Here is a 13,303-nt window from a genome sequence, read left to right as displayed (position 1 = left end):
AGAAGAATCTAATCCTCTCGTATTATTTTTTCAATACCAATTTTTGATTTTCTAATTTATAAATTTGATCACAGATAGCCGTTGTGGACTTACGATGCGAAATCATAACGATTGTCTTATTCTCATTGTAGTCTTTAATGGATTTCAAAATTGATCCTTCATTTAATGCATCTAAATTACTTGTTGGTTCGTCTAAAATTAAAACATCACCATTGTGTAAAAAAGCACGTGCTAATCCTAAACGTTGTTTTTCACCTGACGACACCATTCCACCTAATTCTCCTACTTTGGTTTCATAGCCATTCGGTAAGGTTTCAATGAAATCATGAATAGAGGCCTTTTTAGCTGCTTCAATGACTTCTTCTAACGTGGCATCAGATTTTCCAATTTTGATATTATTGTAAATCGTGTCATTAAATAAATAAGTTTCTTGACTGACTAATGTTTGCGTTGTACGAAGAGAACGCGTTGGAATCGTTGAAATATTAGTTCCATCAACTTCGATACGTCCTTTTTCAACATCAAAATAACGCATTAAAAGTTTGATAAATGTACTTTTTCCAATTCCACTCGGACCAATTAATGCTAACTTATCTCCTTTTTTTAGAGTTACAGAAGCTTGGTTAAAAATTGGGTTTTGTCCGTTTGGATAAGTAAACGTAACATCTGAGAATTTTAATTCATTCATTTCTAACAAACTCTCACCCGCTACTTCTAAGACTTGTGGTTCTTCATCTAATAGATTAAATAAACGCTGAGCACATGCAAAAGTGTGAGCTAACGTATTTGATAAATTACTTAACGCGACTACTGGTCCAAATGAGGAAGAAATAATAACTAGGGCAACTAAAACCAATGTTAAACTCAACTGTTTTGTTGTATAAAAATAAAATCCCATTCCAACAAAAACTAACATTGATGAAGTAATGATAACTCCTGTTAATCCTGTCACAAATCCCTCATGATCTTTAATTTTACGAACACTTTGATTCAGATGATTGGATTGTTCATTTAATGCTCTTAGACGATCTTCTCCTTGATTAAATAATAAAATTTCTTTTAGCCCACGTAATGAATCTAAAATATACTGATTGCTATTAGCAAAGGCTTCGCGATAACTGACACCGGCTGTTTTTACCAATATTGACGACAGGTATGGTACAACAACACCAACTAAAATAAAATATGCTGCTGAGACAATTCCATAAGCCGGATGAATTAGATATAAAATAATTGAAACAATACTATTAGTTAATAAAGCAATAGCAATCGGTGCAATCGTGTGCGCATAAAAGACTTCTAATAGTTCAATATCTGATGTAATTAACGAAATTAAGTTTCCTTTATCTTTTCCTTCTAACTTAGCTGGCGCTAATGTACGAAGTTTAGTAAAAATCTTATCACGTAAAAGATATAAAATTTTAAATGCAATATAATGTCCTGATAACTGCTCTCCATAGCGTAACAGTCCACGACTGACTGCACTTACAATCATGACGATAATTGCTGTTTGAAAGGTTACAAGGGTCGGCCCTTCAATCATTGTCCCAAGAGCAACAGCTGCAAAGCTTGCGATAGAAATAGCCGCTAAGAATCCCAAAACTCCCATGGTAATTGTAATAAACATAACTAAAATTAATGGCTTTAATTCCAAAATTAATCGCTTCATGATGCTAAATCCAGATTGACGTTGCATTATTCCACCTCCCTAATACGCTCTAATTGTTGTTGTTCTACTACCATATGGGCATAAGTTCCATTTAACTCCATTAATGTCTCATGTGATCCTGACTCAACTAACTCTCCTTGTTTAAACACATGAATCATTTTGGCACGTTTCACACTCGCTAAACGATGTGAAATCACCATAATAGTTTTTGTTTTTGATAAATCATAGATTGCTTCCCAAATGGCCTCTTCACTTTCAACATCAATGTTCGATGTCGCCTCATCAAATATAATGGCTTGGCGATTACCTAAAATGACACGAGCTAAAGCTAAACGTTGTTTTTGTCCACCTGAAAACGAACTTCCATTTTCAGATACTTCTGTATCTAATCCTCTTGGTAATGAAATAATGAAATCATATAATCGTGCTGTTTTTAAAGCAGCTTCTATTTCTTGATCCGTTGCATCTGATTTAGCCATTAATAAATTATCACGAATAGTTCCTTTAAAAATATGGCTATGTGCAGAAACTAATGACACGTGACGATAAAGCTCTTGTGGTTCAACCTCAGTTAAAGAAACACCATTTAGTGTAATTTCACCTTGACAAACTTTCTTTTGAGCTAATAATAACGATGCTAGTGTACTTTTTCCACTTCCACTCTCTCCAACAACTGCAGTTAATCCCCCTGGAGTTAAGTCAAATGAAATATTTTTTAACACTTCACGTTTACCATCGTAACTAAAATCGATATTTTTTATCTTAATCTCTAATTCATCTTTAGATGGAATCACTTTTAGATGATTAATCACATTTTCTTCTGTATCTAACAAAGCAAAAATACGATCAGAAGCAGCCATTCCATTCATCGCAATATGAAAATATGATCCTAATAAGCGCAAAGGAATAAAAAATTCTGACGATAGTAAGATAATAATAATTAAATCTCCCACTTGAAGATTTCCTGCTTTAAATTCATATAAAGCTACAATCGTTCCAATAGCTGATCCACCAAAAGCAATTAAGTCCATAATATTAATTGAATTTAGTTGCATACTCAACACTTTCATTGTAATACGACGAAAATTTTCTGCCTCTTCGTTCATTTCTATATGTTTTTGCTCATCTTGAGCGAATACTTTTAATGTTGTTAATCCTTGTAAATTTTCTAAAAACGTATCTCCTAAATTAGCATAGTTATTCCAGTATTCTTTTAAAATTCGCTTCGCTATTTTCATGATAGCAATGATTGATAGAGGAATTAAAGGAACACACAACATAAAAACTAAGGCGGCTTTCCATGAAATAAAAGAAATCACAACGAATAATGTTAAAGGTGCTAATAGCGAATAGAAAAACTGAGGAATGTACTTACCAAAATAAATCTCTAACTGTTCAATTCCTTCAATCGATAACTGCACCACTCCTGATGTTTTCTCAGTCTTTTGATACTCCATACCTAGGCGTAATAGTTTCTCATAAACGAATTGGCGTAATGTTGTACGTGCGTTTGCCGATGATTTATACGAAAAGACCCCATAATAATGGTGACTCACTAATTTAAAAATAAGTGTAAAAACTACAATCACGACACCTGTTGCTAGCGATAGATGCTGAGTTAACTGATAGGTTGACATGGCCTGCCATAACGATCCTGTTGTTAAATTTAAAATCTGCCCTGCTACCATTTGATTGATTAACTGCCCGATCAATAAAATAATGATAATGTTACAAACGATCCCGATCCAGCTACATAAGATTGTTAAACCCATATACTTTTTAGATTCATCACAAAGGTTGATGAGTCTTTTATTAATCATCATATTGACGTCAACTCCATTTCTTTTCAGTTTAAACTTGATAATCATTATCAACAACTATTTGTTAGTATAACATACCAATCATGATAATTTTTTAAGTATATTTGGATATTTTTATTTTCCTCTTCTTTTGACAACAAAAAAAAGTCTAATTCACGAATTAGACTTTAATCTAAACTTGCTTTAACAACATAACGTTCTTTCGTTGGACCAAAATAAATAAATGGATAACACGTCACCAGGGTTAATGTGGCTTTATTCTCTGATTCAAAAATATATGAATCATCAGGTTCTAAAATTGAAATATCCTCAACCGTATAATAAAAGACGCCTTTTGTTGTACGGACCATTAGTTTATCACCTAACTGAACCTCTTTTAATGACCATAAAAACTGTTCTCGGTGACCATAGATCAGACAATTCCCCATGTTTCCTGGTAAAGAGGACATCGGATCATGTCCTAACCCTTGTTCTAACTGCACCTCTTCAATTCCCTCAAGCAAAATAAGAGATTCGTTTAAAAACTCAATCCGACCGATGATTTCACCCGTTTCTACCAACGAAGACATGGATTGAGTGATGGAGTCATCCATCTTAAAAGCAACCCCGCCTTGAAGTAACTGAAAGTTTTTATAAGACTGTTGATTCATCTTCATCTCAAGCAATTTTAGTTGAGGAAAAGCAAAACAAACGAGTGAAATTAAAAAAATCAATCTTAATAAAATTAATCTATTTTTCTTCATGGCTCAATTGACGAACAACGACTACTCCAATACTCGATAACACTAATCCTAATCCTCCGATGAGATAAATCGGAGAAAAACCTGTGATTGGTAATGAATGCTTCTGTGTTGGTTCAATGGCTTGATGGGGAAAGCTAACCTCATACAAATCAATCGTCGTTGTATCAATTGTCACCACTTTATATTCATCGATCACATCAAAATTTTCTTGCGTCTTAAGAACTTTTAAGTTTAAAAGACCTGGAACGACTTCAATTAACACTTCTCCTTCAGCATTTGTGCGATAAATTCCAATCTGCTCTTCTTCACTATTATAAACGGCAACTTCTACATTCGCTAATCGTTCACTTGGATTAGCATCATTAAAAGCTATTACTTTAATGTAGCTAATCGCATCAGGATAACTTTGCGCGTAAGTTGACATGACTGATCCTTGTACTAATAACATTAAAAAACAAATCCATTTACTTAAGTGTTTCATTTCATCACCTTTTTATACGTAGATAAATATAGGTTTTACCATTTTCAAAAAATTATAACTGTTTAACGTTGGATTTTTTCTTTTTACTTTTTCCCCCGTTCTATTACTTTAAACATAATATGGTATAATAACCTCAAAGTCACGAAGGGGGAATTCAATCTATGCTTTCAGAAATCTTAATTAAAGATGTTTTAGATGAAGCTTTATCATTCGGTGCTGATTTTGCTGAAATCTATGTTGAACAAACACAATCGCAAGCCATTGATATGATCGGGGGAAAAGTTGATAAAGCCAATCGAGGAGAAGATTATGGAATTGGTATCCGCTTATTTCAAGGAACCAATTCAGTTTACGGTTATACAAATGATTCATCGCGTGAAAACTTATTAAAAACGGCACGTGAAATCGCCTCTGCACTTATGGGTGAAATGAGAACTCAACCGATTAATTTGACGCGTCAAAACATCATTACTCAACACCTTATTCAACAAGATTTAAATGATGTGCCAGCGTCACGACGAGTTGATAAGATGCGTCAAGTTAGTGAGATCATTAAAAATTATCATGAATCAATTACTCAAAGTTCTGTTGGTTTATCTGAAAAAAAACAACATGTCTTAATTGCCAATACTGAAGGAACGTTAGTGGAAGACACTCGTGTTTATACGCGTCTTTTCGTTCGAGCAGTAGCTTCAAACGGTCACGAAATGCAAACAGGTTCTCACGGACCAGGTGCACATCAAGGCTTTGAGTTTATTGAAGATTTAGATTTAAACTTCTATGCGAGTGACGCTGCTCGACAAGCGGTGACCATGCTAAACGCTGGTCTTTGTCCAAGTAAAAAAATGCCTGTCGTTATTGATAACGGATTTGGTGGAGTCATCTTTCACGAGGCCTGTGGCCATGGACTAGAAGCGAGTTCAGTCTCTAAAGGACTATCTGTTTTTTCTAATAAACTAGGTGAACAAATTGCTAATCCTTTAGTAACAGCTATTGATGATGGAACCATTCCAAACGCTTGGGGATCTCTGAATATTGATGATGAAGGAACACCAACACAGCGTAAAGTGTTAATTGAAAATGGAATTTTAAAAAGCTATATGATTGATAAATTAAATGGTCGTCGAATGAATATGCCATCAACGGGTTCTGGACGTCGTCAAAACTATCGTTTTGCACCCACTTCTCGAATGACGAATACTTTTATTGCAGAAGGGCCACATACTCGTGAAGAAATTATTGCTAATACCGAATATGGACTTTATGCTAAAAGTATGGGCGGGGGGTCAGTTAACCCAGGAACAGGCGATTTTAACTTTGCAGTGAATGAAGGATATATCATTCGAAATGGAAAAATTGCTGAACCCGTACGCGGCGCAACATTAATTGGAAACGGTCCAGCCATTTTACATCAAATTGATATGGTTGGAAAAAACTTAGCTCGTGCTCAAGGAATGTGTGGCGCTGCAAGTGGTTCGATTCCAACAGATGTTGGACAACCCATCTTACGTGTTAAAGAAATCACAGTCGGTGGAGCAAAGGGGGAATAAGGAATGATTAATTTTGATTTACTATTTGATGAAGGTAAAAAAGCTGGATTAACAGACATGGAAGTTTATGTCGTGAAAAACGATCAGTTTTCATGTAAAGTCTTTAAGCAAAATGTAGATGCCTATTCTGTTTCAAAAACACAGGGCTTATCATTTCGTGGAATCTATGATGGTAAGATGGGCTATACTTATACAGAAAAATGTGAAGATTCATCTATTCCATTTCTTATCTCAAGTGTTATAAATAATGCTTTACTAATTGAAAAAGAAGAAAATGAGACGCTTTACCCAGGTGATGAGCATTATGTTTCATTAAAGCTTTATAATGATTCATTTAATGAAGTGAGTGCTTTAGATAAAATTAACTTCTTAAAAGAAGTGGAAAAAGAATGTTTAGCTCTTGACCCTCGTGTTAAATCAGTGGATTACTGTTCATTTGCTAATGGAACAACGGAAGTTTCTCTTAAAAATACAAAAGGATTAGATCTTTTTGAACGCCAAAACTTCGCTTATAGCTATGTTAGTGTTTTAGTTTCTGAAAACGGAGAAAACAAAAATGATGGAGATTTTATCATCGGAACTGATTTCAGTCGATATACTCCAACATCTTTTGCAAAGAAAATCGTTAACAATGCTCTTTCACAACTAGGTTCAACGAAAGTAAAATCCGGAAGTTATCCGATTGTTTTAAAAAACTTAGTCGCTGGAGACATTTTACAAGCGATGAGTAACATTTTCTCAGCAGAAGCTGTTTTAAAAGATTTATCTCGTTTAAAAGATAAAATTGAAACAACGGTCGCTAGTTCTTTAGTTACTATTATTGATGATCCTCATTTAGAAGATGGAATGGGAAGTTCTTCATTTGACGGTGAAGGTGTCGCAACCGTTAAAAAAGAAGTCATTACAAATGGCGTTTTAAAAACTTACTTACATTCATTAACAACAGCTAGATCATTCAATGTCGCTCCAACTGGAAACGCCTCTCGTGCGAGTTTTAAAAGCTCTGTTAACATCTCCCCTAGCAACATGTACATCAAACCACAATCACTAAGTTTTAATGAGATCATTAAACAGGTCAATCATGGACTTTATATTACAGATGTTCAAGGATTACACGCTGGATTAAATGCTATCTCTGGTGACTTCTCGCTATCTGCTAATGGCTTTTTAATTGAAGATGGACAACTCACTAAACCTGTTCATGAAATGACCATCGCAGGGAACTTCTTTGATTTGTTACAATCGATTGTAGGAATTGGAAATGATCTTGATTTTGGTGCTTCTAATGTCGGTTCCCCAACGCTTTGGGTAAAATCTTTAACCGTAGCCGGGGAATAAATCCTCGTTTTTATAGCTAACTAACACTTTACTCTATCAACCATACCGTAGTTTGATTTAACTCATTAATCACAAAGATTCATCATAAAAAAGAAGGTCGTAACAGACAAGTTACGACCTTCTTTTTTAATCTCATATTAATTAACTATTATTTTGATTTTTCTTTTCGTTCATATCGCCAATATAAAAGAATAGCAACTAAACTAAAGAATGTTGGACCTGCAATCATCCATAAAGTTTTATCATAATCTCCAGTTGTAATCGGTTCGATAATTGAGAATGAGTTTGCAAAAGCAACGACAACTGTGACGATGATCGCAATCACAATTGCTAAACTTTTGTTCTTATAGATAACAAATGGTTTTTCAATTGAATCATTGCGCTTAAACGAAATGAATGCAATTGAGATAAATAAATATGGGATCGTCATCGCGACGTTTGTCATTAAAACTAATTTATCAAAGAATTTAGCCGCTGACTCTCCACCAAATGAAACAAGTAAAATTAAGACAATCGCAATAAACGCTTGTACTTTCATTGCATTAATAGGAAGACCATTTTTAGTTTCTGTTAATTTTTTTGGCCAAATCTTTTCAGGTGTTCCCTCAATTAATTGTTTTAATGGACTATATGATAACGTCATAAACGCTCCACTTAACGCTAAGAACATCGATAATCCAACAAAACGAGCCACCCAAGCTCCCATTTGAACAGCAACCACATCACTAAATCCAAGCGCATGTCCTAACTCATATCCTAGATTTTGCATAATGATATAAGCGACATTTCCATTATTAACGCCTGATGCTGATAAAACACTATCCCAATTTGTGAAAATTCCAATCATGAAAATTCCCACGACGTAACCTAAAGAAATAACTCCCGCTGCAATCAATAAACCTTTAGGGAATGTTTTAACTGGATTTTCTGTTTGATCAACTAATCCACCCACAACTTCCGTTCCACCAAACGCAAAGATTGCAAATGTTAAAAATGATAACATCGCTAGCATACTTTGATAATTAGCATTAGGAGACACTGTAAATGCTTCAGTCATACTTGAAATAGGTTGAGCTAATTGACCTTTATTTAAAATTAAAATGGTAATTCCACCAATTAGTAAAGCAACATTTAGTAAAGCAATAGCTGAACCACCAATTGATGTTACCTTTTTAATACTTTCTAATCCTTTTGAGATTAAGAAAAATACTAATAACAACCAAGCCACTCCTAGTAATCCAAGAACTTGTGTGCTAGATAAGCCTAAGATTCCCCATTGACTCGTTGTATCATGACCAAAAATCATATTTGATAATGGGATCCAGATTGTTGATGCGACATTAACCATCCAAATGATATATGACGCATACCACATAAAGATTCCTACAAAAGCGTAACGTGGTCCGACTGACTTCTCCATCCACGAGTAAATTCCACCTTTTTCATTTTTGTAAGCAGCTCCAAATTCTGCAATCATAAATGCAAAAGGAATGAAGAATGTAATAGCTGAGATGATATACCATGGAATTGCAGCATAACCCATCAAAAAGAATCCACGAGGCATGTTAGCAAATCCAAAGACAGATGTGAAAATCATCAAAATTAATGACACTAATGTTAATTTTCCTGTTGTACTTTTTGACATTCCTTTAACCTTCTCTCACTCTTGTAATAAGTTTTCTTTTAACCTCTGTCATGTTAATTTTTTTATCATAATTAACATTCCCAATAGGTATAATTTTATTCATACCAAAAATGAGCGAATTTTGTCAATAACAATGCTGTGTTTTTCGTCTTTTTTCATCCATTTTATTAAATTTGTTACGATAAACTATAATTGTAATCGTTAACATAAACGTTTCTAAGGAGATGAGAGGATGTTAGAACCGACCCCACTTTTTAAGCCTTATCAATTTGTTCAACAACTTGAGTTTAAAAACAAAGATATTCATCGATCAGATTTAGGGATTGATTACTTTGGATTCATTCAAACTAGCCGTGTTATTGAACGAACAACGATTGAATATGATGTTGTCTTTACTCAATCACCTGAACAACCGATTCTTGAATATTCACTACGCGCTTTACAAGAAGATGAAATTCGTGATTACTTAGCTCAAATTGCTAAATCACCAGATAAGTATTCTCAATTTATTCAATTACTAAATAGCGAACCTACATTAGAAAAATATCATCTTCATTAAAAATTCATCATCATTTAAATTAAATCGCTATAGATAAAAAGACAATGAAATTTTTTCATTGTCTTTTTATCGTTTAATGATATATTTCATCGCCATATGATCGATTCCGGCATCTTTAAAAACATCACCATATGCGATAAATCCTAACGTCTCATAAAATTTAATGGCTGTTAGCTGAGCATCTAACTGAATTTCAATCGCTTGAGTCTCTTCAGTAATATAATCCATGACCGCACTCATCATCTCTTTTCCAACGCCATGCCCTCGACATTCTTTTGTGACTGCCACACGGCCTATTTTTGCAACCTGATTGTCTTTTAAAATGATTCGCGCTGTTCCCATTGCCACCTCATTTTCATAAGCTACAAAAATAGGAACACAACCATCTAATTCATCTATCTCCTCATGAGCGGGTACGCCTTGTTCCCCCACAAACACATTGGTGCGAATTCTGAAGGCGTCTGCAAAATGTTTTTGATTTGTCGCTAAAATAACATTCATCGTTTCATTGCTATTACCTCTCCTTTGTAATAGCCTCTCCTTTCTCTTAGATTCATCATTTATGATCTCATGTATTTTTCATAATACGAAGTATAGCTACTATTAAAGTCTGCTAAACTTTCTTGATGAGTTAAATAATTCATTTGAGCGTTCTCAATAGCTGTATTCATCTTCGTCATCAACTCATCGAGCTTAGAAATCGTCGTCGTTTCATTTACTTCATTATAAAATAAAGCTTCTGCTTCATTTAAAGTGAGTAGGGACTCCACATACTCATTTAAACTCGCTTCATACTGCACATACTTTGTAACCAATTCCTCTGTGGCTTGTTTAATGGTTGGATCTTTGATTAAATTGATTTCTTCTGTTACCATCTGCTCATTTATCTGATTTTGCAAAATACACGTTTGATAGTCATTTAAGTACTTAGAACTTTCTTCAACGTTCTTTTTCCCTTCTTCAAGTAAAGGGGAAATATCCTCAAAAGAATCAAATCCTTTTTCGATGATTTCATTATAAATAGCCGTTTCCGTACTGATTAAATTCGTTAATGTTTCATTATTAATGTTACATGCATTCTGATTAGTAATTTGATGATTTAAATCACTAAAAAGTGCCTTTTGTTCTTGAGAACGACACCCACTTAACACAACAACCAACATGATAAATAGTATTTGAATCCATTGCTTCACCCTTGTCACTCCTTTAAATCATTTATCATCCATTAGTGTATCTTTGGGAGAATATTTCATACGTCATGCCGATTAAAACTGTAAATTTTTACTTAGTATAACTAAAAACATCATGATTAATGATCTAAATGACTTAAATTAAGATACCATTCTACTGAATTTATCATAACTTATAATAGGTCAATCACTATACTTAGTTTACGTATGATTTTAAAGGAGGGTTATTTATTATGCGCGAGGCTTTCGCTCCACCTCCTCCCTCTCCTACTGAACCTACTTCTAGCTTTATTCCAAATGAAAACGATATCGACCAAGGGTTAGGTCAAACTGAAGAAAAAGTAAATGCAAAAGATCGGGTTCCACCGGAATGTCCACCATTCTTACCTTTTTTACTTTCACTTGATCCTTATACTTTTGTGACACTCGGCTACCTTATCGCTATTTTTATCGCTATGGAAGCAAAACGTCCAGAAGAGCAAGAAGCCATTGGTAACTTTTTAGAGGTCATTGCAACTAATATCGAATATATTGCCGAGCAGGGATTTTATTTACAGGAGCTTGAGCAACGTCGTCAAGCAAAAATTGCGGAGATTGAAAAAAAAGAACTTCGCAATGAAATTAATGAGCTCAAACAAATAGTAGCCGAGCTTCAAGACCAAATTCTTTCTTCTTCAAGTGCGACAAGCTCATCACCTGAAACAAATGAAACAATCGTTGATAATACTGAATAAATAAAAGGCTCAAAGAACAACTACTCTTTAAGCCTTTTTTGTGATGAATGGGGAAATTTGATGAATAAGCATGATGAAGATCATAGCCAACAGACCACCACTCGTATCAATTAACACATCCATAAAGGTACAAGCACGACCTGGAACAAAGGATTGGTGAAATTCATCTGTACAAGCATATAAAAAAACAAACAAAATAGCGAGTGTCAATGCTTTTTTAAATGGTTGATAATCAATTAATACATTAAACATTAACCCATATAAAATAAAATATTCCGTAAAGTGAGCTCCTTTTCGAATGATTAACTGCAACTCTATTCCGAAAATTTCATGTGGAATAAAGGAAAAAATTGAAAGTAGCTGCTCAACTACTCCACTACTTTCAGACGATTGTTCTCCAGTCTGAGCAGAAAACAAAAAGATAATTATCGTCCAAGCCAATAAAGCAAACCATTTCAATCTTAATTTCATCTTTCATCCTCATAATGAGCCCCTCTAATTATCAAACTAGAGGGGCTATTTTTATTAATTGTAGTTTAAAATTGTTTCGCGAATGTCATCCCAGCGGAAGGCATCACGGATTCCATCTTCAATTGAATATTGAGCTTCCCAGTCAATTAACTGTTTAGCACGTTCACAGCTTGCATAAGCACCTGCTACATCTCCTGGACGTGGCTCAGTTTCAGTTTTGTTAACTTCACGACCTAATACTGATTCAAAAATTGATACTAACTCTTTTACTGTTACGCCGTTTCCTGTTCCTAAGTTAATAACTAAGTATGGATTCGCTGGATCTTCAGAGCGTTCAAATGCTTGATCAAAGTTCTCAATCGCTTTAACGTGTGCCATCGCTAAATCCCAAACGTGAATATAATCACGGATTCCTGAACCATCACGTGTTGGCCAATTAACTCCTGTAATATTAAAGATCGCTTCTTCACTTGAAGCTGCCTCTAATAATTTAGCTAATACGTGTGATGGGAACTGAACATGTGCCCCAGAACGTAATTTAGGATCTGCTCCAATTGGGTTGAAATAACGTAAAGCAATTCCATGCATTCCATAAGCTTGACAGAAGTCTTGTAAAATCATTTCCATCATATACTTTGTTCGAGCATATGGACTTGATGGTTTTAATGGTGCATCTTCCGTTACTTTAAATCCTGGAACCACATCGTATAATGAAGCCGATGATGAGAAGACAATATTTTTGCATCCTAAGTCATTTAAATTTTTAAATAATTCTAATGATTTAGCCACGTTTTCTGTGTAATAACCATATGGATTTTCCACTGAATCAGGAACGACAATTAAAGCTGCAAAGTGAATACAATGTTTAATCTCTGGATGATCCGTAAAGATTTGCTCTAAAACAGTTCGATCCGCAATATCTCCTTGATAAAAAATCTTTCCTTCTGTAAACTCTTTACGACCTGTTACTAATGAATCTAAGATAACTGGCGTATGTCCGTGATCTTCTAAAGCTGAAACAACTGTGCGTCCAATATATCCAGCTCCTCCGGTAACTAATACCTTCATATCCTTCATCCTTTCCTTTATTTCTAATTTCGTTC

13 protein-coding genes are annotated in these 13,303 nt (G+C 34.4%); 4 read left to right on the top strand and 9 right to left on the bottom strand.

Annotated elements, in window-relative coordinates:
* Positions 1-22: 22 nt before the first annotated feature.
* The 4 genes from cydC to JRC48_RS01930 all read right to left on the bottom strand — a co-directional run bounded on the left by cydC (position 23) and on the right by JRC48_RS01930 (position 4,713).
* Positions 23-1,696: a thiol reductant ABC exporter subunit CydC gene (gene cydC, locus JRC48_RS01945; protein WP_235070196.1), complete on the bottom strand. Its 1,674-nt coding sequence runs from the start codon at positions 1,694-1,696 to the stop codon at positions 23-25.
* Positions 1,696-3,492, bottom strand: a complete 1,797-nt coding sequence (locus tag JRC48_RS01940) for an ABC transporter ATP-binding protein/permease (protein WP_235070195.1) — start codon at positions 3,490-3,492, stop codon at positions 1,696-1,698. Before JRC48_RS01940 ends, cydC begins: the two co-directional genes overlap by 1 nt.
* A 164-nt stretch (positions 3,493-3,656) precedes the next feature.
* Complete coding sequence (locus tag JRC48_RS01935; RefSeq protein ID WP_235070194.1) at positions 3,657-4,139, bottom strand: class D sortase; 483 nt, start codon at positions 4,137-4,139, stop codon at positions 3,657-3,659.
* A 79-nt stretch (positions 4,140-4,218) separates the two neighbouring features.
* The gene (locus JRC48_RS01930; RefSeq protein WP_235070193.1) at positions 4,219-4,713 is read right to left on the bottom strand and encodes a hypothetical protein; all 495 of its coding nucleotides are present in this window, start codon (positions 4,711-4,713) and stop codon (positions 4,219-4,221) included.
* A gap of 161 nt (positions 4,714-4,874) precedes the next feature.
* Here JRC48_RS01930 and JRC48_RS01925 point away from each other — a divergent pair, with 161 nt between their 5' ends.
* A complete protein-coding gene (locus tag JRC48_RS01925; protein ID WP_235070192.1) occupies positions 4,875-6,263 on the top strand; it encodes a TldD/PmbA family protein in 1,389 nt (462 codons plus the stop codon).
* 3 nt (positions 6,264-6,266) lie between these two features.
* Positions 6,267-7,601: a TldD/PmbA family protein gene (locus JRC48_RS01920; RefSeq protein ID WP_235070191.1), complete on the top strand. Its 1,335-nt coding sequence runs from the start codon at positions 6,267-6,269 to the stop codon at positions 7,599-7,601.
* A 148-nt stretch (positions 7,602-7,749) separates the two neighbouring features.
* Here JRC48_RS01920 and yjeM read toward each other — a convergent pair whose 3' ends face one another.
* On the bottom strand, positions 7,750-9,246 hold the full coding sequence (gene yjeM / locus JRC48_RS01915; protein WP_235070190.1) for a glutamate/gamma-aminobutyrate family transporter YjeM: 1,497 nt from the start codon (positions 9,244-9,246) through the stop codon (positions 7,750-7,752).
* A 232-nt stretch (positions 9,247-9,478) separates the two neighbouring features.
* Between yjeM and JRC48_RS01910 the strand changes: the two genes are divergently transcribed.
* Complete coding sequence (locus JRC48_RS01910; protein WP_235070189.1) at positions 9,479-9,805, top strand: hypothetical protein; 327 nt, start codon at positions 9,479-9,481, stop codon at positions 9,803-9,805.
* A gap of 66 nt (positions 9,806-9,871) precedes the next feature.
* Here the strand turns inward: JRC48_RS01910 and JRC48_RS01905 are convergent, their stop codons facing one another.
* A complete protein-coding gene (locus JRC48_RS01905) occupies positions 9,872-10,306 on the bottom strand; it encodes a GNAT family N-acetyltransferase (RefSeq protein WP_235070188.1) in 435 nt (144 codons plus the stop codon).
* A 59-nt stretch (positions 10,307-10,365) separates the two neighbouring features.
* Entirely contained in the window at positions 10,366-10,998 is a 633-nt protein-coding gene (locus tag JRC48_RS01900) for a YkyA family protein (RefSeq protein ID WP_235070187.1), read from the bottom strand.
* Positions 10,999-11,228: 230 nt separating this feature from the next.
* On the opposite strand from JRC48_RS01900, the gene JRC48_RS01895 reads away from it, so the two are divergent.
* On the top strand, positions 11,229-11,729 hold the full coding sequence (locus JRC48_RS01895; protein ID WP_235070186.1) for a hypothetical protein: 501 nt from the start codon (positions 11,229-11,231) through the stop codon (positions 11,727-11,729).
* 27 nt (positions 11,730-11,756) lie between these two features.
* On the opposite strand, the gene JRC48_RS01890 is transcribed toward JRC48_RS01895, so the two are convergent.
* Positions 11,757-12,200 (bottom strand): VanZ family protein, encoded by a 444-nt coding sequence (locus tag JRC48_RS01890; protein ID WP_235070185.1) that lies wholly within the window; start codon positions 12,198-12,200, stop codon positions 11,757-11,759.
* 54 nt (positions 12,201-12,254) lie between these two features.
* A complete protein-coding gene (gene galE, locus JRC48_RS01885; protein WP_235070184.1) occupies positions 12,255-13,268 on the bottom strand; it encodes a UDP-glucose 4-epimerase GalE in 1,014 nt (337 codons plus the stop codon).
* Positions 13,269-13,303: the final 35 nt, after the last annotated feature.

Source organism: Turicibacter sp. TJ11, from assembly GCF_021497505.1.
Classification (GTDB): Bacteria; Bacillota_I; Bacilli_A; order MOL361; family Turicibacteraceae; genus Turicibacter.
This window is presented reverse-complemented; position numbering and strand designations above follow the sequence as displayed.

Bases quoted from the DNA above. Each gene is read 5' to 3' on its own strand.
- cydC (WP_235070196.1), bottom strand. From the start codon at position 1,696: ATGCAACGTCAATCTGGATTTAGCATCATGAAGCGATTAATTTTGGAA.
- JRC48_RS01940 (WP_235070195.1), bottom strand. From the start codon at position 3,492: ATGATGATTAATAAAAGACTCATCAACCTTTGTGATGAATCTAAAAAG.
- JRC48_RS01935 (WP_235070194.1), bottom strand. From the start codon at position 4,139: ATGAATCAACAGTCTTATAAAAACTTTCAGTTACTTCAAGGCGGGGTT.
- JRC48_RS01930 (WP_235070193.1), bottom strand. From the start codon at position 4,713: ATGAAACACTTAAGTAAATGGATTTGTTTTTTAATGTTATTAGTACAA.
- JRC48_RS01925 (WP_235070192.1), top strand. From the start codon at position 4,875: ATGCTTTCAGAAATCTTAATTAAAGATGTTTTAGATGAAGCTTTATCA.
- JRC48_RS01920 (WP_235070191.1), top strand. From the start codon at position 6,267: ATGATTAATTTTGATTTACTATTTGATGAAGGTAAAAAAGCTGGATTA.
- yjeM (WP_235070190.1), bottom strand. From the start codon at position 9,246: ATGTCAAAAAGTACAACAGGAAAATTAACATTAGTGTCATTAATTTTG.
- JRC48_RS01910 (WP_235070189.1), top strand. From the start codon at position 9,479: ATGTTAGAACCGACCCCACTTTTTAAGCCTTATCAATTTGTTCAACAA.
- JRC48_RS01905 (WP_235070188.1), bottom strand. From the start codon at position 10,306: ATGAATGTTATTTTAGCGACAAATCAAAAACATTTTGCAGACGCCTTC.
- JRC48_RS01895 (WP_235070186.1), top strand. From the start codon at position 11,229: ATGCGCGAGGCTTTCGCTCCACCTCCTCCCTCTCCTACTGAACCTACT.
- JRC48_RS01890 (WP_235070185.1), bottom strand. From the start codon at position 12,200: ATGAAATTAAGATTGAAATGGTTTGCTTTATTGGCTTGGACGATAATT.
- galE (WP_235070184.1), bottom strand. From the start codon at position 13,268: ATGAAGGTATTAGTTACCGGAGGAGCTGGATATATTGGACGCACAGTT.